9 protein-coding genes, 64 tRNA genes and 2 rRNA genes are annotated in these 21,116 nt (G+C 40.1%); 1 reads left to right on the top strand and 74 read right to left on the bottom strand.

Annotated elements, in window-relative coordinates; translation table 11 throughout:
* Positions 1 to 802: 802 nt before the first annotated feature.
* The 53 genes from VXM77_RS04060 to VXM77_RS03800 all read right to left on the bottom strand — a co-directional run bounded on the left by VXM77_RS04060 (position 803) and on the right by VXM77_RS03800 (position 14,931).
* Positions 803 to 1,840 carry a patatin-like phospholipase family protein gene (locus VXM77_RS04060; RefSeq protein WP_338507209.1) on the bottom strand — a complete coding sequence of 346 codons (1,038 nt, stop codon included), beginning with the start codon at positions 1,838 to 1,840 and terminating at the stop codon, positions 803 to 805.
* 249 nt (positions 1,841 to 2,089) lie between these two features.
* Positions 2,090 to 2,989, bottom strand: a complete 900-nt coding sequence (locus VXM77_RS04055) for a cation transporter (protein WP_338507207.1) — start codon at positions 2,987 to 2,989, stop codon at positions 2,090 to 2,092.
* A gap of 234 nt (positions 2,990 to 3,223) precedes the next feature.
* A tRNA-Leu gene (locus tag VXM77_RS04050) sits at positions 3,224 to 3,307 on the bottom strand.
* A 104-nt stretch (positions 3,308 to 3,411) separates the two neighbouring features.
* The gene (locus tag VXM77_RS04045) at positions 3,412 to 7,812 is read right to left on the bottom strand and encodes an AAA domain-containing protein (RefSeq protein ID WP_338507205.1); all 4,401 of its coding nucleotides are present in this window, start codon (positions 7,810 to 7,812) and stop codon (positions 3,412 to 3,414) included.
* Positions 7,813 to 7,926: 114 nt separating this feature from the next.
* Positions 7,927 to 8,214: a hypothetical protein gene (locus VXM77_RS04040; RefSeq protein WP_338507203.1), complete on the bottom strand. Its 288-nt coding sequence runs from the start codon at positions 8,212 to 8,214 to the stop codon at positions 7,927 to 7,929.
* A gap of 113 nt (positions 8,215 to 8,327) precedes the next feature.
* Entirely contained in the window at positions 8,328 to 9,662 is a 1,335-nt protein-coding gene (locus tag VXM77_RS04035) for a CoA-disulfide reductase (RefSeq protein WP_338507201.1), read from the bottom strand.
* A 92-nt stretch (positions 9,663 to 9,754) separates the two neighbouring features.
* Positions 9,755 to 9,828 (bottom strand) — tRNA-Gly (locus VXM77_RS04030).
* 4 nt (positions 9,829 to 9,832) lie between these two features.
* Positions 9,833 to 9,908 (bottom strand) — tRNA-His (locus tag VXM77_RS04025).
* Between the two features lie 2 nt (positions 9,909 to 9,910).
* Positions 9,911 to 9,984, bottom strand: a tRNA-Trp gene (locus VXM77_RS04020).
* 12 nt (positions 9,985 to 9,996) lie between these two features.
* Positions 9,997 to 10,072: transfer RNA gene (locus VXM77_RS04015), tRNA-Thr, on the bottom strand.
* A gap of 6 nt (positions 10,073 to 10,078) precedes the next feature.
* Positions 10,079 to 10,155 (bottom strand) — tRNA-Asn (locus VXM77_RS04010).
* A gap of 9 nt (positions 10,156 to 10,164) precedes the next feature.
* A 5S ribosomal RNA gene (gene rrf / locus VXM77_RS04005) occupies positions 10,165 to 10,273 on the bottom strand.
* A gap of 7 nt (positions 10,274 to 10,280) precedes the next feature.
* A tRNA-Leu gene (locus VXM77_RS04000) sits at positions 10,281 to 10,369 on the bottom strand.
* Between the two features lie 35 nt (positions 10,370 to 10,404).
* A tRNA-Lys gene (locus tag VXM77_RS03995) sits at positions 10,405 to 10,480 on the bottom strand.
* Positions 10,481 to 10,485: 5 nt separating this feature from the next.
* Positions 10,486 to 10,560 (bottom strand) — tRNA-Gln (locus VXM77_RS03990).
* An 8-nt stretch (positions 10,561 to 10,568) separates the two neighbouring features.
* Positions 10,569 to 10,644 (bottom strand) — tRNA-Phe (locus VXM77_RS03985).
* Between the two features lie 11 nt (positions 10,645 to 10,655).
* Positions 10,656 to 10,731: transfer RNA gene (locus VXM77_RS03980), tRNA-Asp, on the bottom strand.
* A 3-nt stretch (positions 10,732 to 10,734) separates the two neighbouring features.
* Positions 10,735 to 10,810, bottom strand: a tRNA-Met gene (locus VXM77_RS03975).
* A gap of 19 nt (positions 10,811 to 10,829) precedes the next feature.
* Positions 10,830 to 10,922: transfer RNA gene (locus VXM77_RS03970), tRNA-Ser, on the bottom strand.
* 18 nt (positions 10,923 to 10,940) lie between these two features.
* Positions 10,941 to 11,017, bottom strand: a tRNA-Met gene (locus VXM77_RS03965).
* Between the two features lie 52 nt (positions 11,018 to 11,069).
* Positions 11,070 to 11,146: transfer RNA gene (locus VXM77_RS03960), tRNA-Asn, on the bottom strand.
* 10 nt (positions 11,147 to 11,156) lie between these two features.
* Positions 11,157 to 11,265, bottom strand: a 5S ribosomal RNA gene (gene rrf, locus VXM77_RS03955).
* Between the two features lie 6 nt (positions 11,266 to 11,271).
* Positions 11,272 to 11,360, bottom strand: a tRNA-Leu gene (locus VXM77_RS03950).
* Positions 11,361 to 11,395: 35 nt separating this feature from the next.
* Positions 11,396 to 11,471: transfer RNA gene (locus tag VXM77_RS03945), tRNA-Lys, on the bottom strand.
* 5 nt (positions 11,472 to 11,476) lie between these two features.
* Positions 11,477 to 11,551 (bottom strand) — tRNA-Gln (locus VXM77_RS03940).
* 8 nt (positions 11,552 to 11,559) lie between these two features.
* Positions 11,560 to 11,644 (bottom strand) — tRNA-Tyr (locus VXM77_RS03935).
* A gap of 16 nt (positions 11,645 to 11,660) precedes the next feature.
* Positions 11,661 to 11,736 (bottom strand) — tRNA-Thr (locus VXM77_RS03930).
* A gap of 6 nt (positions 11,737 to 11,742) precedes the next feature.
* Positions 11,743 to 11,818: transfer RNA gene (locus VXM77_RS03925), tRNA-Val, on the bottom strand.
* Positions 11,819 to 11,832: 14 nt separating this feature from the next.
* A tRNA-Glu gene (locus tag VXM77_RS03920) sits at positions 11,833 to 11,909 on the bottom strand.
* Positions 11,910 to 12,806: 897 nt separating this feature from the next.
* Positions 12,807 to 12,880, bottom strand: a tRNA-Gly gene (locus VXM77_RS03915).
* Positions 12,881 to 12,884: 4 nt separating this feature from the next.
* Positions 12,885 to 12,960 (bottom strand) — tRNA-His (locus VXM77_RS03910).
* A gap of 4 nt (positions 12,961 to 12,964) precedes the next feature.
* Positions 12,965 to 13,040: transfer RNA gene (locus tag VXM77_RS03905), tRNA-Thr, on the bottom strand.
* A gap of 6 nt (positions 13,041 to 13,046) precedes the next feature.
* Positions 13,047 to 13,122: transfer RNA gene (locus tag VXM77_RS03900), tRNA-Val, on the bottom strand.
* A 14-nt stretch (positions 13,123 to 13,136) separates the two neighbouring features.
* Positions 13,137 to 13,213: transfer RNA gene (locus tag VXM77_RS03895), tRNA-Glu, on the bottom strand.
* A 16-nt stretch (positions 13,214 to 13,229) separates the two neighbouring features.
* A tRNA-Arg gene (locus VXM77_RS03890) sits at positions 13,230 to 13,306 on the bottom strand.
* Between the two features lie 8 nt (positions 13,307 to 13,314).
* Positions 13,315 to 13,403: transfer RNA gene (locus tag VXM77_RS03885), tRNA-Leu, on the bottom strand.
* Between the two features lie 35 nt (positions 13,404 to 13,438).
* Positions 13,439 to 13,514, bottom strand: a tRNA-Lys gene (locus tag VXM77_RS03880).
* Between the two features lie 5 nt (positions 13,515 to 13,519).
* A tRNA-Gln gene (locus tag VXM77_RS03875) sits at positions 13,520 to 13,594 on the bottom strand.
* An 8-nt stretch (positions 13,595 to 13,602) separates the two neighbouring features.
* Positions 13,603 to 13,678: transfer RNA gene (locus VXM77_RS03870), tRNA-Val, on the bottom strand.
* Positions 13,679 to 13,692: 14 nt separating this feature from the next.
* A tRNA-Glu gene (locus tag VXM77_RS03865) sits at positions 13,693 to 13,769 on the bottom strand.
* A 15-nt stretch (positions 13,770 to 13,784) separates the two neighbouring features.
* A tRNA-Arg gene (locus VXM77_RS03860) sits at positions 13,785 to 13,861 on the bottom strand.
* Between the two features lie 7 nt (positions 13,862 to 13,868).
* Positions 13,869 to 13,944, bottom strand: a tRNA-Lys gene (locus tag VXM77_RS03855).
* Positions 13,945 to 13,962: 18 nt separating this feature from the next.
* Positions 13,963 to 14,038, bottom strand: a tRNA-Asp gene (locus VXM77_RS03850).
* A gap of 3 nt (positions 14,039 to 14,041) precedes the next feature.
* A tRNA-Met gene (locus tag VXM77_RS03845) sits at positions 14,042 to 14,117 on the bottom strand.
* A gap of 19 nt (positions 14,118 to 14,136) precedes the next feature.
* Positions 14,137 to 14,229: transfer RNA gene (locus VXM77_RS03840), tRNA-Ser, on the bottom strand.
* Between the two features lie 18 nt (positions 14,230 to 14,247).
* Positions 14,248 to 14,324 (bottom strand) — tRNA-Met (locus VXM77_RS03835).
* A gap of 9 nt (positions 14,325 to 14,333) precedes the next feature.
* A tRNA-Pro gene (locus VXM77_RS03830) sits at positions 14,334 to 14,410 on the bottom strand.
* Positions 14,411 to 14,424: 14 nt separating this feature from the next.
* Positions 14,425 to 14,501, bottom strand: a tRNA-Glu gene (locus VXM77_RS03825).
* 15 nt (positions 14,502 to 14,516) lie between these two features.
* Positions 14,517 to 14,593: transfer RNA gene (locus VXM77_RS03820), tRNA-Arg, on the bottom strand.
* A 7-nt stretch (positions 14,594 to 14,600) separates the two neighbouring features.
* Positions 14,601 to 14,676 (bottom strand) — tRNA-Lys (locus VXM77_RS03815).
* Between the two features lie 5 nt (positions 14,677 to 14,681).
* Positions 14,682 to 14,756: transfer RNA gene (locus VXM77_RS03810), tRNA-Gln, on the bottom strand.
* A gap of 8 nt (positions 14,757 to 14,764) precedes the next feature.
* Positions 14,765 to 14,840: transfer RNA gene (locus VXM77_RS03805), tRNA-Val, on the bottom strand.
* Between the two features lie 14 nt (positions 14,841 to 14,854).
* Positions 14,855 to 14,931, bottom strand: a tRNA-Glu gene (locus VXM77_RS03800).
* 310 nt (positions 14,932 to 15,241) lie between these two features.
* Between VXM77_RS03800 and VXM77_RS03795 the strand changes: the two genes are divergently transcribed.
* Positions 15,242 to 16,432 (top strand): transposase, encoded by a 1,191-nt coding sequence (locus VXM77_RS03795; RefSeq protein ID WP_161832744.1) that lies wholly within the window; start codon positions 15,242 to 15,244, stop codon positions 16,430 to 16,432.
* A gap of 201 nt (positions 16,433 to 16,633) precedes the next feature.
* Here VXM77_RS03795 and VXM77_RS03790 read toward each other — a convergent pair whose 3' ends face one another.
* The 21 genes from VXM77_RS03790 to VXM77_RS03690 form a co-directional block, all read right to left on the bottom strand.
* Positions 16,634 to 17,740, bottom strand: coding sequence for a DegT/DnrJ/EryC1/StrS family aminotransferase (locus VXM77_RS03790; RefSeq protein WP_262953962.1), 1,107 nt, complete (start codon positions 17,738 to 17,740; stop codon positions 16,634 to 16,636).
* A gap of 133 nt (positions 17,741 to 17,873) precedes the next feature.
* A tRNA-Gly gene (locus tag VXM77_RS03785) sits at positions 17,874 to 17,947 on the bottom strand.
* Between the two features lie 4 nt (positions 17,948 to 17,951).
* Positions 17,952 to 18,027: transfer RNA gene (locus tag VXM77_RS03780), tRNA-His, on the bottom strand.
* Between the two features lie 4 nt (positions 18,028 to 18,031).
* Positions 18,032 to 18,107: transfer RNA gene (locus VXM77_RS03775), tRNA-Thr, on the bottom strand.
* A 6-nt stretch (positions 18,108 to 18,113) separates the two neighbouring features.
* Positions 18,114 to 18,189, bottom strand: a tRNA-Val gene (locus tag VXM77_RS03770).
* Positions 18,190 to 18,203: 14 nt separating this feature from the next.
* A tRNA-Glu gene (locus VXM77_RS03765) sits at positions 18,204 to 18,280 on the bottom strand.
* Between the two features lie 16 nt (positions 18,281 to 18,296).
* Positions 18,297 to 18,373 (bottom strand) — tRNA-Arg (locus tag VXM77_RS03760).
* 8 nt (positions 18,374 to 18,381) lie between these two features.
* Positions 18,382 to 18,470: transfer RNA gene (locus VXM77_RS03755), tRNA-Leu, on the bottom strand.
* 35 nt (positions 18,471 to 18,505) lie between these two features.
* A tRNA-Lys gene (locus VXM77_RS03750) sits at positions 18,506 to 18,581 on the bottom strand.
* 18 nt (positions 18,582 to 18,599) lie between these two features.
* Positions 18,600 to 18,675, bottom strand: a tRNA-Asp gene (locus tag VXM77_RS03745).
* A 5-nt stretch (positions 18,676 to 18,680) separates the two neighbouring features.
* Positions 18,681 to 18,756 (bottom strand) — tRNA-Phe (locus tag VXM77_RS03740).
* An 11-nt stretch (positions 18,757 to 18,767) separates the two neighbouring features.
* Positions 18,768 to 18,843 (bottom strand) — tRNA-Asp (locus tag VXM77_RS03735).
* A 5-nt stretch (positions 18,844 to 18,848) separates the two neighbouring features.
* Positions 18,849 to 18,924, bottom strand: a tRNA-Phe gene (locus tag VXM77_RS03730).
* 11 nt (positions 18,925 to 18,935) lie between these two features.
* Positions 18,936 to 19,011: transfer RNA gene (locus tag VXM77_RS03725), tRNA-Asp, on the bottom strand.
* Between the two features lie 3 nt (positions 19,012 to 19,014).
* Positions 19,015 to 19,090 (bottom strand) — tRNA-Met (locus tag VXM77_RS03720).
* Positions 19,091 to 19,109: 19 nt separating this feature from the next.
* Positions 19,110 to 19,202 (bottom strand) — tRNA-Ser (locus VXM77_RS03715).
* 18 nt (positions 19,203 to 19,220) lie between these two features.
* Positions 19,221 to 19,297 (bottom strand) — tRNA-Met (locus tag VXM77_RS03710).
* Between the two features lie 9 nt (positions 19,298 to 19,306).
* A tRNA-Pro gene (locus VXM77_RS03705) sits at positions 19,307 to 19,383 on the bottom strand.
* A 15-nt stretch (positions 19,384 to 19,398) separates the two neighbouring features.
* Positions 19,399 to 19,475: transfer RNA gene (locus tag VXM77_RS03700), tRNA-Glu, on the bottom strand.
* A gap of 173 nt (positions 19,476 to 19,648) precedes the next feature.
* A complete protein-coding gene (locus VXM77_RS03695) occupies positions 19,649 to 20,485 on the bottom strand; it encodes a phosphatase PAP2 family protein (RefSeq protein WP_161831602.1) in 837 nt (278 codons plus the stop codon).
* 210 nt (positions 20,486 to 20,695) lie between these two features.
* Positions 20,696 to 20,992, bottom strand: coding sequence for a rhodanese-like domain-containing protein (locus tag VXM77_RS03690; protein WP_161831601.1), 297 nt, complete (start codon positions 20,990 to 20,992; stop codon positions 20,696 to 20,698).
* Positions 20,993 to 21,116: the final 124 nt, after the last annotated feature.

The following is a 21,116-nucleotide window of genomic DNA, read 5'->3' as shown; positions in this document are numbered from 1 at the left end:
AGGCTTAGGTAAAACACAGGATAAGTGATAGTTACGCCTAATACGACGACTGCATTTATGATTAACAATCCATCCGTATTTGTTAAGTAATGCCTGTTTAATTCTTCTTACACCCTAGATCCCATTCGAATCATTAAACACGGCTAAAATTAGACGATAAAGCTCCTCGTCACGATCAACACGGGGTGTAGCATATCTTTTTAAGCAAGTATAATAGCCTGATGACGAAACAAAGGTTAAGCTAAATAAGACGGCTAAGGGAAAGTTCTTTGGCATGCTCATGAATAAATTCAAATTTATCTTGTGTCCTTAGCCCCCCCCTTTTTTTTCTCTTGATTGACTTTTTTAATAATAAATGGTGTTCACGTAAATATTCCACTTCTTTTTCAAAGATCCTCAGTTTTGTTTTAGGACGCCCTGTGGCCTTTTTGCCTCGTTAGTCAATGAAAGCCAGTTCACCTTGATCCTAATAAACTTTCGCCCAAACATAAATACGCTTTGGATCTTGGATTTTCAATTGTTCACAAATAAAGTTTAACGGCATGAAGTTTTAATTCCTTGGAATAAGTAAAGTGGCGATTAATCTTGTTGGCTTGCATAAGAAAAAGTACCTCCGTAGTAGACCCAAAAGCGATTCTATCATCATTGATAGTGTCGCTTTTATTTTTTTGTCTACGATGAAGGTACTAGACCCTATCTCTTCTTCATTCCTTTTAAAAGTGCCCCTTTTTTGAGGTGTTTGACTACCTATAAAAAGAAGAAGGTGTTGTAAAACTAGCCCCCAACTCTTCTTTACCATTGATTATTTTGAGACTTTTAAGTCGTGATTCAGACAAAGTTGACGGACAAAACTTTTCAATTGTTCATCATACTCTTCAACCATCCGCTCTCCTACTGCCTCTAGCGCCAAGATATTTTTTATACTTACATCATCCATGGCATGGCTCACTCCAAAACTTCCTAAATTCGGTTCAATTCGAACATATTGACTTCGAATATGATGGCGTTGATAAAGTTGTACCAATTGATGATCGACCGTTTGTGACCCTACTGAGCCATAAATATGAATTAGCGGAACAATCCAACCGACTTTTCCCCATCTTTTAGAATGCTGATACTGATAAGTTTGATCCCTTGCCCCTGTCCCAAGAGATAGAATCATAATATCATCTGTATCGGAATATCCTTCAAATTTACACGCCTCAATATACGCACATAATGTTGGGTTATTCGCAACCAATCCCCCATCTATAAACGTGTGTGAATGATGATGGACAGGATTTAAGACATTTTTAACCGGAAAATAAGTTGGGGCAGCTGTTGAGGCCCGAATAACATCTTTAACAAGTAAATCACGGCTCTTATCTTTAATAGCTGTTACTTGATTGAAAAATACCGCCTTCCCGCTTTCAATATCATAACTCGGGATTAAACACGGTTTTAATAGCTCTGATAGCTTTAAATCACCTATATATTCGGTAAGGATGTCTTCTAACCGGTTCTCTTTATATAACGGATTTAGCAGGCCAAAGTAGTCAAAAAACTTTGTTTTCCAAGAACGTTGAAATAATTTGGCCCCTTCATTTAAATATAAATCTAACGCTTGCTGGGCTGTATATTTGGCCATCTTCCTCTCACTATCACTTGGGCATAAATAGAGCCCTGTTAAAATACTCCCTGTACTTGTTCCCGCGATTAAATCGAAATAATCACTAATTCTTGCTTGAGGATTTCGACTGTACTCCTGCAACAACTTCTCCAATCTTACTAAAATTTTTGCAGGAATGATTCCGCGGATTCCTCCCCCATCAATCGATAAAATACAGATTTTCTTTTTCACGTAAACTCCCCCTTTTCACATCAGATTTAGCCTACTATTAACTATATGCATTAAAACAAAAAAATACAGTTTTCTCCGTCTATATATACAAAATTGCCATTTGCATCTTATTCAGATACCTAAAAACTACGTTTTTCCCGCTTAAATCATAAAAATCAAACCCATAGAAGCCACACCACTATGCGTGTCGTTCCTATGGGTTTGATAAGACTCCCCTCCTAAATAGACGAGATGAATGATCGGGTTCATTTATAAAATATCTGGCAAGAACTCAATATAAAAATCGTTGAACTCTTCCGCCAATGAAACCTCCAACAAATCTTGGACTTTTGAATAGAGTGTAACAGATATAAATTCATCCATCGGTAAAATATAAATTGAAATCCACACTTTTCTTCCCGTACGAACTACATCATAGGTTGCTTCTTCTAATCCATAATACGTTAAAATAGGTTCACATTTTTCCTTGATAATCCTCATTGTTTCCTCTTCCGGGGCCATTAAGAAAATATCTCTCATAGCTGTTACAACGGCACGGATAGGTAGGGGTAATACAAAAAATGATAAAAAAATGGCAATCACCTGATCTAAATAGGGAAGCATGCGCTCAAGCCATGGATGATGAATTAACGCTGGCAAGAAAAAAGCAAGGGCCATTCCAAAACTAGCCACCGCATCAATCGTCCACTCCATAATTTCTGTTCTTAAAATTGGCGAATTCGCCAAACGATTCATCCTTCTTAAAATTAACATCACGGCTCCTCCAAGAACCGTCGCAAATAACTCAAAGTAGGCAATCGGTAAAAATTGAACATCTCGTCCGCCGTGAAACATAATCTGAACATTATTTACGATTAATGCAACGGTTACCGAAACAAGAACAAATCCCTTAATCGCAATAAATAATGACTCAACTTGAGAATAACCATACGGCTGTTTTTCACTCACTGGTTTATAAAGAAGCGGAACTAATTTTAATGAAAATAAAATCATAACAAGCTCCGACGTATCATAAACCGAATCCATTAAAACAGCCTGAGACTTTGATAAAATAGCGACTAAGAGCTCAACTAGTACAAATAAAATACCCGCTCCTAAAGAAATCTTTAATGCAACCTGTTCTTTTTTCTCTTCTAGGCGTCTATTCATTTCTTTCACAACTTTCCTTTTCTACAATCTATATTGAATTATACTCGCCTCATCAAGAAAATTTGATTTTTTCTTTTTTCTATTTTAAAACAAAAATAGACAATACGACCTCTAAGTTATCCTCGATTTCTATGGTTATGATTGAACCGCTTAGAGATCTTCAATTTAAAGCTATTTCCGTGAATATGAAAACGCAAAAAAGGCGTCCCTGAGGACACCTTTCATGATATAAATTGGTGCGGGTAACAGGAGTCGAACCTGCACACCGAGGGTACTAGAGCCTAAATCTAGCGCGTCTGCCAATTCCGCCATACCCGCCATTCACTTACATTTTTATTATACCAAATTTGAGGTAAAAATCAACCCTGAAACTGCTATTTTTTCTTTAAATTTTCTTTTAAATAACTTAGGGGAAATAGCCCCTAAGTTATTAACCCCCGATCTAGTTTTTCAATTTGATCTAAAATAGGTTGTAACGCCTTTTCCTGATTGCGATAAAAAACACTTCCGCGAAGGTGTATAAATGTCCATCCGGCTCTTTCAAGAACACGTTGACGTTCCATCTCCTGTTCAATCTTTTCAACGCCATAGAACGTATCGCCATCACACTCGATCGCTAATCTGTAACGTCCACTCTCAATCACAAGGTCCATCTGATATTTTCCAATAGATACTTTAGATTTAACAGCATAACCGTAAGACTCTAACGCCTTTTTCACATCACACTCTAACATCGTCTCGCACTCGCGACTCACTAATTCATACATAGGTTTCGGATGCTGACAATACGCTAATAATTCATATCTTAAATCCTCAGATGACAACTGGCTCAATGTTACCGAATGATACAGTCGCATTTGAGAACGGGCTCGACTTGCCGCAACATTGAATCGTTGCGTATACATTTTCTTATTTAATGCGTTATATCTCATATTGGGTGCGATAACAAGCGATAAAAACATCACGTCACGCTCATCCCCCTGAAATGAATAAGCATCACCACAAATAATTTGACGTTCAACCATTACCTTCTCGCCAATTGCGTCTAACAGTAACCGCTGAATTAACTTAGCCTGTTCCCCTCCTAATAACGAAATAACCCCGATACTCTTACCTTCATAATTCTTATTTTCAACACAAGACTTAATATCTTCAACAATACGGATGGCCTCGTTAAGATTCGTCTTTCGCTCATCACGCGCACCATTCTCAACGTAAATAGACATGACAGGTTGCCCGATCCGCTCTGATAACTCAGGTAACTTTAATGGAATCATCTCATTAAAATAGGCGAGCTTATTTGAAAAACCTATGATTTCAGGAACACAACGAAAATGTTCCTTTAACATCAACTTCCCTTTACTTGAAAAAACTCGACATGCAATATCATAAAGTGATGTTTTCAAATCATATGTATTGCCATTTTCAATATTATATAAATAACGATCCATTAAACTTTTAACTGAGGCATCCGAAATTCCAGGCATCACGGGACTAATCTGTTGATCGTCTCCGACAATAACCACACGCTTCCCACGCATTAATAGCGGTAAGCTCAACACATTACATTGGCTACTTTCATCAATAATTACGACATCAAATAACTCCGGATTCACCTTGAAGTTTTCAATGGCCTCCTTAGCGGGCATGATCCAAACCGGAATTGCACTTTGACACTTTTCCATTTCAAGCCTTGCCTCTCTCCTAAACTTTTGAGCTTGGCGCCCCGTTCCCTTTCCAATACGATTCATGACTTGCATCCATGTTTGCAGAGCACGATCTTCCTCTAGGGTAACCCGATTTAAAAGATTATTCCACGTCATCTTAAAAATTAATTGCTTTATAAGGGATGTTTCCTCTTTTTCAAGCATCCTAAGTTTTGTTTCTAACTCACCGCTTTTCCAATCCTCTAGTGAGTCTAAAAAGGTAACCAATTTAGCATAATCAATCATTTCTTGAAGGGTTCCAGGTAGCGGTTCTTTCACCCCTATTTTCATCGTAATTTCCGTTGCAAAAAGAGGCATTGTCCCTTTTAATACATTCAACAACTCATAAAAGTGTTGGTATTGTTCTTTCATCTGATTCAAAAATTGAATCGTTGCAATTTTCTCCGAAAATAAGGCCAAATCTTTATTAACAAGTGCATCATAAATTTCCTGACCAATCGAGTGAATCTGTTCACCGATTAAAAGTGGCTTATATTTATTTAATAATACTTGATACACATCCTGCCATCCCTTTTGTCTCATTTTATTTTTGGTCAGTTCAATAGAGTAGGAAAGCGCCTTTAAATCAGATAAATTATCATAACCAATATCCTTATATCCCGAAATAATAGGGCTTAAAAAAGCATTTAATTGCTTAATTTCCGCTAGACATTCCATAATAATCCCAAACTGTTTCATTTTTTGATTATGCGCGAAAAGGACCTGGGTTTCATTCCCCTCGATATAATCACCGCCATTTGGGGCCATATTTTTATTCCATATTTTCGAGAATTTGAGTAATAACTCACTTTTTTGTCGCCAAGCCTCTATCCGGTTTAATTCATCTAAGGTTGAAATTTTATGTCCATTAATGCGCGTATTCTCATAAAAAGCACGAACATCTGAATTAAATGTTAAATAAAGGCCGCCAATTCCTTTACCTGACTGAAGTCTTTCCTTCAATGACGTCATCATTTGATCATATTTAGGATGATCATAATAATTACACTCAATAATATCACTAACTAAAAGCACCTCAATCTCATTTAACCGATTCATAATATCCTTTAATCGATTAAAAACGGTCTCCCAAATAAGTGAACGTTCCTCATTGAGTAAACATTCTTCTAAAATCCTTTGTTCTAGCGGATCCCTTAATTTATCAATCTTTTGACACAGTGGTTCGAGTTGCTGACTCAATGCTTCAATAAATGTTCGATTTTCTTCAAGTTCGTACAGCTTCGGCATGAGTTTTAGCTCTTCAATCCGTGTCAAATATCCCCTTTCCTCGTTTAATAGTTTACGATACTCCTCTAGACTCATTAAACGATTGAGGGCGGGTAACTTGAGATGGGCCACGTCTTGATGATGCTTAGGCAATGATCCCTTTAATTCCCATAAAGTGATAAACTGGTCCTCACTTAAAGGGACGGGCGCCTCCATGTCAACCTTATCCTTAATCCAGCCTAAACGTTCGTAGTGAGCCGCAACCATTTGGGCAAATTCATACGGTTGACAGAGCTTATCCTTCCACATCTGACCTTTAGCATCTAACTCTTTAAAACGAACCAGATTACCTTTAGTCAAACTCATTTGACGACGAACCATGTCTAATTGGCGACTTAAAACTTGAATCTCTTTTTCCAATAATTTGGTATCATAGGTAGCTAATCCATCAGAAATTGTTCGTATAGATTGTTCAATTTGGGCTAATGATTGCCGATCTCCCCCTAAAAAAGACACGCATAAAGGTTGAATTTCCTCCGGTAACTTTTCAAGAAGAACACGAAGCGCCTTATCCTTTTCACTCGTTACTAACACACGTTTTCCATGCGCTAACAAATGAGAAATTAAATTAACAATCGTATGGCTTTTCCCCGTACCCGGTGGTCCCTGTACAGTCAAGGCAATATTATTAGCGAGCCTTCTTGCCACATCCTTTTGCTCCTCATTCGCAGGTAAGGGAAATAATAATTGCTCACACGTTTTCTTCCACTCCCGCGCCTCAGAATCAGTCTGCTTCAATCCATCTACATCGATAATCGCTTGAAGCGGCTTTGGAATCATCCCGCCCTCACTGATATACTCAATCGTTGACTGTAAATCTTCCTTGAGCAACACCTCTGACCGCTTTCTTACAACTATCATGCTCTGTTGCCTAATCATCGGAAACTTACTTACCAATGGCGCTTCATCAGCTGACAAATAAGCACCACTTGGATGCATATAATGAACCAATTGCCTCAAAATTCCCTCCGTTGTCTCCGAATCAAAGGGAGAAATAAACTGATCCAAAATACTTTCCTTTAATTGCATAATCTCCTGTTGGTTAGAAAACTCAACCCCTGCTAAAACTTCTAAATCCAGTTGATAACCGCGGGTACCTGGCAATAATTTAGCGACACCATTTTCAGCATCAAAATCAAGTTCTAGCCTCATTACAAGCATCGGGTGATGAATCGGTTGCTTTAACTGATAAGTTAACATCCCAATTCCCATCATTATTTCAAAGGAATGCTCCTCTGATTTCATCATTTGTCTTAATTGAAAAAAGTAATCATAAAGCTTTTGTACCTGACGTTTTTTCTTCTGAACAAGTGACCATTGACTCCATTTACTAATCCAAGCCTCATAATCAATTAGCAACTGTCTCATCGTCGACTCCGCTCCCTCAAGGCGTAAAAAAAGCTCATTTTTTTCAATTGTCGGCGCAAAAAAATCTAGCAATAAACGTTCCCAATCTGTTAAATTTACAAAGTTTAAATCAATTTTTTTTGCCTTTTCTTCTAATTGATTAAGTTGCTGCATCATAATTATATTAAGTTCATTAACCTCACAAACAGAACTTCCATCTTTAGTGTAATCAAATTTTAATAACGATAATACCTGTCCTATTTTATCGTCAAAAGAAGGATAATCATTTTTAAAAACTTGTTGGTGCACCTCTAGATAGGCCCGAGAATCAACACCAGCTCCTCCTAGAAAGCATCCTTCACCAACAGGCAACTCTTCTAACATCCATGTTTTTTCATACATTTTAATCTCACGAATCGGTTGATTCGTTAAATGACGGAGTGCTAATAAATACTCAAATAACTGCTTTACCTTCTTGTTCAAACCCTTCACTCCCTTAATTCACACTTTTTTTCATTATATCACATAAACTAACAATCTCCGTCCTATTATAGGATTACATATTCCGACAAAATAAACAAAAGATGTCTATAAACACTAGACATCCCCTAAAATAATTGGAATTTCTACCAATTCCGTATTTGATTTTTCCTCCCCTGTTAAAGAAAGACGACTGCCTCCGATTAGAACCACAATTAAGAAAAAGAAGATTAAAATTAAAAACATCAAAAAATGTAATCGGCGATGCATCGGATGGTCTATAGGTGGAGTTTCCTTTGATAAATAACCCGTTGTAACTCCCGCCTCTTTTAATACTTCTTTACTGAATTCCTGATCATGATGACATTCATCACAGTTAATAGGAGCACTATCATTTTCATTCATAATAATCCCTCCTTTACTAGTTATTATATTGACTTTTTTTCTATTTGACACAAAAAAAGAACTTATGTCTTAAACAGTTTTCATGTTTGACATAAGTTCTTTCATTCAAAACTTTACTTTGCAACACTTCCTGCTATATTTAAAACATCCCAAGTTCTTGAAAATGGTGGTGCATAGCATAAATCTAACATTGCCAATTGGTCTGTCGTTAAACGTGCAACAATAGCCGTTGCCAAAACATTAACACGTTGAACAGCATCTTTGCGTCCAACAACCTGTCCCCCTAAAATAACTTTCGTATGAGCATCATAAATTAACTTAACAGATATTTTAGATTGTCCAGGATAGTATGAGGTTTGGTTCATATCAGTAATAAAGACAGAGCGATAATCAATTCCTAAATCTTGCACTTCTTTTTCAGATAATCCTGTGCGTCCCGCCTCTAAACTTAAGACCTTCAAACAAGCAGAGGCCAAAGATCCGTTAAACTTCTTATGAGCCCCAGCTAAATTTTCACCAATAATACGTCCCATCTTATTAGCACCAGTTGCTAAAGGAATATATGCAGGATCCTTCTTTAAACGATGAGAAATAGTTGCACAATCTCCTGCGGCATAAATGCCCTGTACTGAAGTACGCCCTTCCTCATCAATAATAATTGCCCCATTTGCCGTCATCTCAAGGCCACTATCCTTTAAAAAGGTTGTATTAGGACGAACACCCGTTGTTAAAACAACTAAATCAATATCAAATATTCCATCAGTTGACACAACTTTTTGCACCTGAGTGTCGCCGATTAACTCAGTAACCGTATTATTCAAGTGTAAGTGAACGCCTTGCTGTCTTAATTCTTCTTCTAAAATATCTGTAACTTCCTTATCAAATGTATCAACAAGTACGCGGTCATTTAATTGAAATACGTGTATCTCTTTCCCGTATTGCTTAGCTGCCTCAACAACCTCTAAACCAATAAATCCTGCCCCAACAATCGCAATACGTTTTAAAGCCTCATTAGCCATCATATTTTTTAAAGCTAGACCATCTTCCATACTTTTTAAGGTGAAAACATTCCCTACATGAACATTTTTTATCGGAGGAATAATAGCGCTCGCACCTGTTGCAATCATCAATTGATCATAATGATCTGTAAAGATCTCTTCAGTTAATAAATTTTTAACCGATACCGTTTGATTCATCGTATTAATAGACAAAACCTCATGTTCTGTATTAACCGAAATACCTGAAGCATTAAACTGTTCTGCTGTTCGAGCAATCATCTTATTTGAATCCTCAAAAAAGTTTCCAACAAAATAAGGTAATCCGCAAGCCCCAAACGAAACATGCTTAGATTTTTCATACACAACAACGTCGGCTTCCTTATTCGCACGTTTTAACTTTGCAGCCGCGCTCATCCCAGCAGCAACACCACCGATTATAATCACTTTCATAATAAACCTCCCTGAATCAATATCACTGGCAGTTCAACTATTATATATGATTTTTAATAAAAAAAACACCCCGAAGGATGTTAAAATCATATTGGAGCGGGTGAAGAGAATCGAACTCTCACAGTCAGCTTGGAAGGCTGAAGTTCTACCATTAAACTACACCCGCATACTGGGGCGACTGATGGGAATCGAACCCACGAATGTCGGAGCCACAATCCGATGCGTTAACCACTTCGCCACAATCGCCATGGCAGGGGTGACAGGAATCGAACCCACACTAACGGTTTTGGAGACCGCTGTTCTACCGTTAAACTACACCCCTATTATTTAAATATGGTGCCGGAAGCAGGACTTGAACCCGCAACCTACTGATTACAAGTCAGTTGCTCTACCAATTGAGCTATTCCGGCTTTTTATGGCGCCCCAACTAGGACTCGAACCTAGGACCCCTTGATTAACAGTCAAGTGCTCTAACCAACTGAGCTATTGAGGCTTTTTTGTTGCCCAGCAACGTCCTACTCTCGCACTTTCGTACTACCATCGGCGCTAAGAAGCTTAACTTCTGTGTTCGGTATGGGAACAGGTGTGACCTTCTTGCTATCATTACTGGACCTTTTTTGGTGCCTAGGGCCGGAATCGAACCGGCACGGGTGTCACCACCCGCAGGATTTTAAGTCCTGTGCGTCTACCAGTTCCGCCACCCAGGCATTTCATCATTTCAGGCACGCGCCTTTTTTCAAAATGGTGTCCTGCAGAGGACTCGAACCTCTGACCCTCTGATTAAAAGTCAGATGCTCTACCAACTGAGCTAGCAGGACATCATTGGCTGGGCTAGCTGGATTCGAACCAGCGCATGACGGAGTCAAAGTCCGTTGCCTTACCGCTTGGCTATAGCCCATTCTTAAATGGTGGCTTGGGACGGAATCGAACCGCCGACACAAGGATTTTCAGTCCTTTGCTCTACCGACTGAGCTACCAAGCCTTTTATTTAAATGGCGGTCCAGACGGGAATCGAACCCGCGATCTCCTGCGTGACAGGCAGGCATGTTAACCGCTACACCACTGGACCTTTTGGTTGCGGGGACAGGACTTGAACCTGCGACCTTCGGGTTATGAGCCCGACGAGCTACCAACTGCTCCACCCCGCGATGTTTATTTATTTTAATATGGCGGAGGAAGAGGGATTCGAACCCCCGCGACGCTTTCACGCCCTGTCGGTTTTCAAGACCGATCCCTTCAGCCGGACTTGGGTATTCCTCCATTTTTCCATATTTATTTTGGTAGCGGAGGAGGGACTCGAACCCCCAACCTCACGGGTATGAACCGTACGCTCTAGCCAGTTGAGCTACTCCGCCTTCATTTTATATTAATTTTTCAAATATAATCTTTCTAAAAGATAATATTTTATGGCGCCCCAACTAGGACTCGAACCTAGGACCCCTTGATTAACAGTCAAGTGCTCTAACCAACTGAGCTATTGAGGCTTTTTTTATTGCCCAGCAACGTCCTACTCTCGCACTTTCGTACTACAATCGGCGCTAAGAAGCTTAACTTCTGTGTTCGGTATGGGAACAGGTGTAACCTTCTTGCTATCATTACTGGACCTTTTTGGTGCCTAGGGCCGGAATCGAACCGGCACGGGTGTCACCACCCGCAGGATTTTAAGTCCTGTGCGTCTACCAGTTCCGCCACCCAGGCATTTCATTATTTCAGGCACGCGCCTTTTTTCAAAATGGTGTCCTGCAGAGGACTCGAACCTCTGACCCTCTGATTAAAAGTCAGATGCTCTACCAACTGAGCTAGCAGGACATCATTGGCTGGGCTAGCTGGATTCGAACCAGCGCATGACGGAGTCAAAGTCCGTTGCCTTACCGCTTGGCTATAGCCCATTCTTAAGTGGTGGTGGGGGACGGATTCGAACCGCCGAACTCTCAGAGAGCGGATTTACAGTCCGCCGCGTTTAGCCACTTCGCTACCCCACCGTATTCTTTTGTTATATGGTGCCGGAAGCAGGACTTGAACCCGCAACCTACTGATTACAAGTCAGTTGCTCTACCAATTGAGCTATTCCGGCTCTTTATGGTGGAGGATGACGGGCTCGAACCGCCGACCCTCTGCTTGTAAGGCAGATGCTCTCCCAGCTGAGCTAATCCTCCACTTTTATTTTTAATGGTGACCCGTACGGGATTCGAACCCGTGTATGCATGCGTGAAAGGCATGTGTGTTAAACCGCTTCACCAACGGGCCTTTTCGACTTTTTTATTTTATCACGATTCAAACCCTATGTCAAAAAGTTTTTTTGTTTTTTTTATTTTTTCAGTCTCTTTTACTCTATCCAACCTTCCTTTCCTATTAAAGCCTCAATGGAATGTTTCACGTGATAAATAAGTTGAGCATAAAAAGTCTATAATCTGATTTCACAAGATCCCTGAGTTTTATTTAAATGGGATTCATTAAGCGTAAATATCGTATCCATGCTATTGAACAAGTATCCTTAACAGATAATCAATCATTAATAGTCTTCTCACGTTATCCTCGATTGGAAAACCTTATAACCGTTCACTTCAATAATATAACGTCTTCTCCCCTTCTAAATAATAAGTACCACGTATAAAAAAAATCTATAACCATCCTAAAACGAAAATTTCTAATATCCTTCATCTATTCTACTCTCCTTAAGTGAAATATGACCTATCCATTTCAGAAACCTAAAGTTAATAGCGCATCATTTGAAGTAATGATAACCGCTTAATAAGTCTATTCTTGTCTATTAAACCAACCTATCCCCCACTTCTCTTTAATAAATGTGCCTCTTTCCGTCATCCGCTTTTACATGTGGGTACCAAAACATATGACACACATTTAATAAAAAACATGGACCTTTTTTAAAAGTTCAAAAATTACTTTTCGCACCAAGCTTATTTAATCTAGATATATCTACTAAACCTATTACTTTCTTTTTATTACGATTTACACTCAAATTGGCGTATTTAATTTTAAACTAGTCTTCAATAAGCATTCAGAAAGTTTTTTTACCCTCATTGACTATATTTAAATAGAAACCTTAATTTAATGATACATATAGGGCGAAAGAATAAGATAGATGCAAAAAAAAAACACCCCGAAGGATGTTAAAATTCATATTGGAGCGGGTGAAGAGAATCGAACTCTCACAGTCAGCTTGGAAGGCTGAAGTTCTACCATTAAACTACACCCGCATACTGGGGCGACTGATGGGAATCGAACCCACGAATGTCGGAGCCACAATCCGATGCGTTAACCACTTCGCCACAATCGCCATATGGTGCCGGAAGCAGGACTTGAACCCGCAACCTACTGATTACAAGTCAGTTGCTCTACCAATTGAGCTATTCCGGCTCTTTATGGTGGAGGATGACGGGCTCGAACCGCCGACCCTCTGCTTGTAAGGCAGATGCTCTCCCAGCTGAGCTAATCCTCCACTTTTATTTTTAATGGTGACCCGTACGGGATTCGAACCCGTGTATGCATGCGTGAAAGGCATGTGTGTTAAACCGCTTCACCAACGGGCCTTTTTAACACTTTTTATGGCGCGCCCAAGAGGAGTCGAACCCCTAACCTTTTGATCCGTAGTCAAACGCTCTATCCAATTGAGCTATGGGCGCTTTTAAGTTGGTGCCTAGGGCCGGAATCGAACCGGCACGGGTGTCACCACCCGCAGGATTTTAAGTCCTGTGCGTCTACCAGTTCCGCCACCCAGGCATTTCATTATTTCAGGCACGCGCCTTTTTTCAAAATGGTGTCCTGCAGAGGACTCGAACCTCTGACCCTCTGATTAAAAGTCAGATGCTCTACCAACTGAGCTAGCAGGACATCATTGGCTGGGCTAGCTGGATTCGAACCAGCGCATGACGGAGTCAAAGTCCGTTGCCTTACCGCTTGGCTATAGCCCATTCTTATATGGTGGAGGATGACGGGCTCGAACCGCCGACCCTCTGCTTGTAAGGCAGATGCTCTCCCAGCTGAGCTAATCCTCCACTTTTATTTTTAATGGTGACCCGTACGGGATTCGAACCCGTGTATGCATGCGTGAAAGGCATGTGTGTTAAACCGCTTCACCAACGGGCCTCTTAACACTTTTTATGGCGCGCCCAAGAGGAGTCGAACCCCTAACCTTTTGATCCGTAGTCAAACGCTCTATCCAATTGAGCTATGGGCGCTTTAAAATGGTGTCCTGCAGAGGACTCGAACCTCTGACCCTCTGATTAAAAGTCAGATGCTCTACCAACTGAGCTAGCAGGACTTTTATTTATTATTTAAATGGCGGTCCAGACGGGAATCGAACCCGCGATCTCCTGCGTGACAGGCAGGCATGTTAACCGCTACACCACTGGACCTTTTGGTTGCGGGGACAGGACTTGAACCTGCGACCTTCGGGTTATGAGCCCGACGAGCTACCAACTGCTCCACCCCGCGATGTTTATTTATTTTAATATGGCGGAGGAAGAGGGATTCGAACCCCCGCGACGCTTTCACGCCCTGTCGGTTTTCAAGACCGATCCCTTCAGCCGGACTTGGGTATTCCTCCATTTTTCCATATTCGTTTTGGTAGCGGAGGAGGGACTCGAACCCCCAACCTCACGGGTATGAACCGTACGCTCTAGCCAGTTGAGCTACTCCGCCTTCTTATTATGGTCGGGAAGACAGGATTCGAACCTGCGACCCCCTGGTCCCAAACCAGGTGCTCTACCAAGCTGAGCCACTTCCCGATCTTTATTTTTAATGGTGACCCGTACGGGATTCGAACCCGTGTATGCATGCGTGAAAGGCATGTGTGTTAAACCGCTTCACCAACGGGCCTCTTAACACTTTTTATGGCGCGCCCAAGAGGAGTCGAACCCCTAACCTTTTGATCCGTAGTCAAACGCTCTATCCAATTGAGCTATGGGCGCTTTAAAATGGTGTCCTGCAGAGGACTCGAACCTCTGACCCTCTGATTAAAAGTCAGATGCTCTACCAACTGAGCTAGCAGGACATCGTTGGCTGGGCTAGCTGGATTCGAACCAGCGCATGACGGAGTCAAAGTCCGTTGCCTTACCGCTTGGCTATAGCCCATTCTTATATGGTGGAGGATGACGGGCTCGAACCGCCGACCCTCTGCTTGTAAGGCAGATGCTCTCCCAGCTGAGCTAATCCTCCACTTTTATTTTTAATGGTGACCCGTACGGGATTCGAACCCGTGTATGCATGCGTGAAAGGCATGTGTGTTAAACCGCTTCACCAACGGGCCTTCTCTCAAGACGACTTTTTTTATCTTAACACATCCAACAAGATTTGTCAAATACTTTTTTTATTTGTTTTTGTCGTTTTTTAGGACTTTTTTATAATATCATCATTCTTTTTATTTGTCAAAGTTTTTTTCTGAAAAAATTATTACTTTTTTAATATTACCTATTTTAAATTTTTTAAACTATTAATGTGCAAAACTACTTCCAATTAATTTCCAGCTATAAAATACCAGTAAAAAAAGAAAAAACATTAACTTAAATCCCTGTATAATTAAGTCTCCTACAACCAATTAACGAGGGGGAATTAAGTTAATGTTCATGGATAGTATTATATCAGATTCAAATTCAATTTTCAAATTTTTAAAACAACTTGATTTAGATTTATTCTTATCTAAACCTCAGTTTAATCATGTTAACCAGTTTCTAAACTTGATGATTCAGGAAAATTATCAGGGGAAAATCTCTGCCGTTAAACACTGTCATCGGACAAGTTTTGGACGATTTTTAACGGATAGTCCTTGGGATGAGGAGGCGATCAGTCACCAGATTCAAACCTATGTTTTATCCTGTATCTATCAGCGTTCTTATCAAACTCAACAACCTATTTACGTGATGGTTGATGATACGACTTGTGTTAAAACTAAACCTTCGTCACGGGCAACACATCCTATTCAAGGATGTAGCTGGCACTTTTCTCATCTTCATCATCAACACGTTTATGGTCATCAATTTGTCGCCTTGATGCTTCAATGTGAGGATTTAATTCTTCCTTATCAAATCATTCCCTATGAAAAAGAGAAACAGAGTAAAATCGAACTCGTTCGAAGAGCTCTGATGGAATTACCCAAACCTCCCTATAAAGGCTATGTCTTAGCGGATAGTTGGTATACGTGTGAAGCTCTCCTTCAAACGGCTAAGCAAGTCGGGTTTCATTATTTAGGAGCGATTAAAACGAATCGAATCATTCTTCCTAAAGGTTACCGTCCCAACGGAATTCAACTGAAACAATTTGCGAAAACATTATCCCTTCATGATCTCGACTTAGTGACCGTCGGATCTGAGCGTTATTATACATATCTATATAAGGGACGAATAAGAGGGGGACATGTCGTCCAAATCATTTTAAGTTGGCCCCAAACGGCTCCTTTGGAAGAAAAAGCTTTACGTTGTTTTATGAGTCATGATTTGAAAATGTCTGCCAAACAACTACTTAAACACTATACTAAACGTTGGCCTATTGAAATTTTCTTCCGAGAAGTGAAGCAAAATTTCGGAATGGGGAACTATCAAATTCGAACTTTACAAGGGATTAAACGATTGATGTTAATGATTCAATTCGTTTACCTTTATTTAAAACGAATAACGTTAAATAATCGTTGTTTGGGTGACAGTTTACGCCAGTGTCAACGAAAGCAAAAACAAGAATTAGTGAAATTAATTTATCATAAAGCTCAAAAAGGTGTGGAATTAAAAACCATTTTTGAAGAGTTGAAAATTGCATAGGGTAAGTGTATTTTCATTCCTTGGAAAATTTTTCTTAAAAATTGCACATTAATAGTTTTAAACTTAAATAATTAATAACTTTTTCTGCACACTCCCCTAATCCAATCCCCGATCTCTTTTTAAGATAAGTCAAATCTTTAAAACGATAAAAAAGAAAGTACCCGTAATATCTTATCCGGTTACTTTCAATCTTTTAGTTCATTACTTACTATTTATAAACAATTGTTTAACAATATTTACCACTCGCTCTTGTTCCCCTTGTGTCATTTGGGTATCAGAAGGCAAGCAAATCCCTCTATTTGCATAATCCTCTGCAATAGAAGTCCCCTCCTGTATTGTAAAAAAAGGAAAGTCGGAAAAATCCGGTTGAAAATGCATTGGCTTCCAAACAAGTCGTGATTCAATATGATGAGATTTCAATTTTTCCATAATTTCCTTACTGGTTACTACAGAACCCCTCTTAACCGTCATAACAGATAACCAGTAATTCGAATGTCCATAATCGCAAATATTCATCATTTCTATTTCACCTATCTCTTTAAAAGCGCGCCTATACGTTTCATAAATTTCTTTTTTTCTTTCAAGACGTTTAGCCAACACCTCAAGTTGCCTACGCCCTATACTTGCCGCGATAGGTGACATTAAATCATTTCTATTCTCAGATAAACAATCTCTAGCTTTATCAACGTATGAGGGGTCATTTGATATTAATGCTCCCCCTCCAAATAAAGTCGTAATTATCTTATTTTTATTAAAGGAATAAATCCCTACTGCGCCTAGGGTACCACTCATACGTCCTTTATAAGTCGCACCTAATGACTCAGCTGCCTCTTCTAAAACAGGCACTCCATACTCATGACAAATCTCTAAAATAGGATCCATATCCGCACTTTGGCCATACAAATTAACAACGACAACGGCACGTGGTCGTTGCCCTTTCTCTTTTAATTGTTGAAAGGCTAGCCTTAAAGATTGTGGGCACATCCCCCAAGTTAAAGGATCAATATCGATAAATACTGGCGTTGCTCCTAAAGAAAGTATAGCTTGACAAGATGGAGGATACGTAATTGATGACCAGAAAACGACATCCCCACTTTTCACACCAAGCGACTTCAAGGCAAGACGGATAGCCACCGTACCACTCGAAAGAACCAAAGCTTTTCTAGTACCAACGTATGATGAAAGTTCCTTTTCAAACTTTACAATCTCTAAGTCACCCGCTTGCTCACCATTTAAAAACCGATCAAGAGTTATCTTTTCATTCCTCTCCTCATATAAATGCGGAGCTGCCAAACAAACTTTCTTCACTTAGTTACCCCCTCTTTCATCCATAATTCTACGACGCCTATTGCTTAGCGTTCTAAAAATATTATACCATCCTCGATTTCCACCCCGTACATGAAAATAAAAAAAACATCCCGAAGGATGTTAAAATTCATATTGGAGCGGGTGAAGAGAATCGAACTCTCACAGTCAGCTTGGAAGGCTGAAGTTCTACCATTAAACTACACCCGCATACTGGGGCGACTGATGGGAATCGAACCCACGAATGTCGGAGCCACAATCCGATGCGTTAACCACTTCGCCACAATCGCCATATGGTGCCGGAAGCAGGACTTGAACCCGCAACCTACTGATTACAAGTCAGTTGCTCTACCAATTGAGCTATTCCGGCTCTTTATGGTGGAGGATGACGGGCTCGAACCGCCGACCCTCTGCTTGTAAGGCAGATGCTCTCCCAGCTGAGCTAATCCTCCACTTTTATTTTTAATGGTGACCCGTACGGGATTCGAACCCGTGTATGCATGCGTGAAAGGCATGTGTGTTAAACCGCTTCACCAACGGGCCTTTTTAACACTTTTTATGGCGCGCCCAAGAGGAGTCGAACCCCTAACCTTTTGATCCGTAGTCAAACGCTCTATCCAATTGAGCTATAGGCGCTTTTAAGTTGGTGCCTAGGGCCGGAATCGAACCGGCACGGGTGTCACCACCCGCAGGATTTTAAGTCCTGTGCGTCTACCAGTTCCGCCACCCAGGCATTTCATTATTTCAGGCACGCACCTTTTTTTAAAATGGTGTCCTGCAGAGGACTCGAACCTCTGACCCTCTGATTAAAAGTCAGATGCTCTACCAACTGAGCTAGCAGGACTTTTATTTATTATTTAAATGGCGGTCCAGACGGGAATCGAACCCGCGATCTCCTGCGTGACAGGCAGGCATGTTAACCGCTACACCACTGGACCCTGTATGGTGGCTTGGGACGGAATCGAACCGCCGACACAAGGATTTTCAGTCCTTTGCTCTACCGACTGAGCTACCAAGCCTTTTATTTAAATGGCGGTCCAGACGGGAATCGAACCCGCGATCTCCTGCGTGACAGGCAGGCATGTTAACCGCTACACCACTGGACCTTATATGGTGGCTTGGGACGGAATCGAACCGCCGACACAAGGATTTTCAGTCCTTTGCTCTACCGACTGAGCTACCAAGCCTTTTATTTAAATGGCGGTCCAGACGGGAATCGAACCCGCGATCTCCTGCGTGACAGGCAGGCATGTTAACCGCTACACCACTGGACCTTTTGGTTGCGGGGACAGGACTTGAACCTGCGACCTTCGGGTTATGAGCCCGACGAGCTACCAACTGCTCCACCCCGCGATGTTTATTTATTTTAATATGGCGGAGGAAGAGGGATTCGAACCCCCGCGACGCTTTCACGCCCTGTCGGTTTTCAAGACCGATCCCTTCAGCCGGACTTGGGTATTCCTCCATTTTTCCATATTTATTTTGGTAGCGGAGGAGGGACTCGAACCCCCAACCTCACGGGTATGAACCGTACGCTCTAGCCAGTTGAGCTACTCCGCCTTTTTATTATGGTCGGGAAGACAGGATTCGAACCTGCGACCCCCTGGTCCCAAACCAGGTGCTCTACCAAGCTGAGCCACTTCCCGATCTATTATTTTTAATGGTGACCCGTACGGGATTCGAACCCGTGTATGCATGCGTGAAAGGCATGTGTGTTAAACCGCTTCACCAACGGGCCTTCTCTCAAGACGACTTTCTTATCTTAACACATTCAACAACTTATGTCAAAAGTTTTTTTATTTTTTATTTTCTCGTTCTTTGTCGCTTTTTGGAACTTCTTAATAATATCATCCTTTAACGGGTTTGTCAAAACAATTTTCGCATTTTTTTCAAAAAAATAAAGGTAAGTCATCAATGCTTACCTTTATTTAGCCATCTAAATAGATAGGGATAACCTGCAAAGCTATAAAAAGCTAGCAATCCTCCGTATAAAAATTGATAAACCATGCCTTTAAAGGGCAAGGTTATGAGGCACCATTTTAAAATAAATAAAGATACGATTCCTATCATAAAACGAAATAACCGCATCGCAATTCGTCCCTTAACTTTGAAATTTACATATTTTTTTTCAAAGGCTACACCGACTATAAACCCTAAATATTCACCTACCATATGAGCAGGATGATGTGGTAATACTAAAAGAAAGGGAAGGAATAAAACAAGCGTAGCTAAATAGAGTTTACTTTTATCCTCAGACCTTAAAAACAACCTGTATGTACAGTAACTAATCGTTAAACCAAACAAAATTCCGCACACCACATCTTTTGGGTAATGAACCCCTAGGTAAAGCCGTGACAACCCAACAAGTAAAACCAGTATCAATAAAATGATGGCTGATTTATACCTTCTTAAAATCAAATAGGCGGCACCATAGGTAGAAGCAGCACCCTGTGAATGTCCACTTGGGAAAGAACTACCTGTCGCAGTTGAAACCCTTAGCGAGCGAACTCCTTCTTCTCCTATAGGTCTTTTTGCATTAACAATGTTTTTTACCGTATGATTAAACATTAAATTTGTATAAAACGAATAACTTAAATATTCACCCATCCTTTTATCAATGCACCAGTATATTCCTAAGACAAACATAATCTTAAAAGGCGCCTCTCCAAATTGGGTAATAAACTGAAATAATTGATCTAAAAGCGGGGTATGAAAGCTTTGTATAAAACGAATAATTTCTAACTCCACATTTCCTCTCCTAACCGATTCATCATCTATTTATAAATTCCTACCATCATCTTATTTATAAAATCGGCCCTTTAGAACTACCTCTTTCATCAATAAAAGATACGCTAATCGCTTCATTTTCGTTCGAACATTCTTTTTGTTAGATTGCTCGTTGCTGCCTAGGATAGTAATGGCATTACCTTTAAAAATTCAATACAAAAGATTACTTCATTAAGCTTTCCGCTCGTTATAATATTCCAACATTCCTCCGGTTACATTGATAACGTTATATCCAAGGCTATCTAAATACTGAGTAACATTTGCAGTTCTCGCTCCTGACCGACAAATTAAATAATAACATTCCTGCTTATTTAAATAAGACTCTGGTTTTTGAATCAACTGATTCATTGGAATATGTTTGGCTTGTTTAAGTTTAGGTAATGCATTAAACTCCTCAACCTCCCGAATATCAATGATATCAATTGAATCTAACTTTTCCTTTAAAGACTGAATAGTCACAGATTTCATTATTACTTCCCCCTTGATTATAAATAATTTTTTCGTCCTTTAAGTAAATATAAATGAATGAATCCTAATAAGTTCATATGTTTAATAAAAGGTCTTCCCTTATTATAAGTCTTATTTAAATAAT

The sequence above is a fragment of the Turicibacter sp. KK003 genome (genome assembly GCF_037014675.1).
Lineage (GTDB): Bacteria > Bacillota_I > Bacilli_A > MOL361 > Turicibacteraceae > Turicibacter > Turicibacter faecis.
This window is presented reverse-complemented; position numbering and strand designations above follow the sequence as displayed.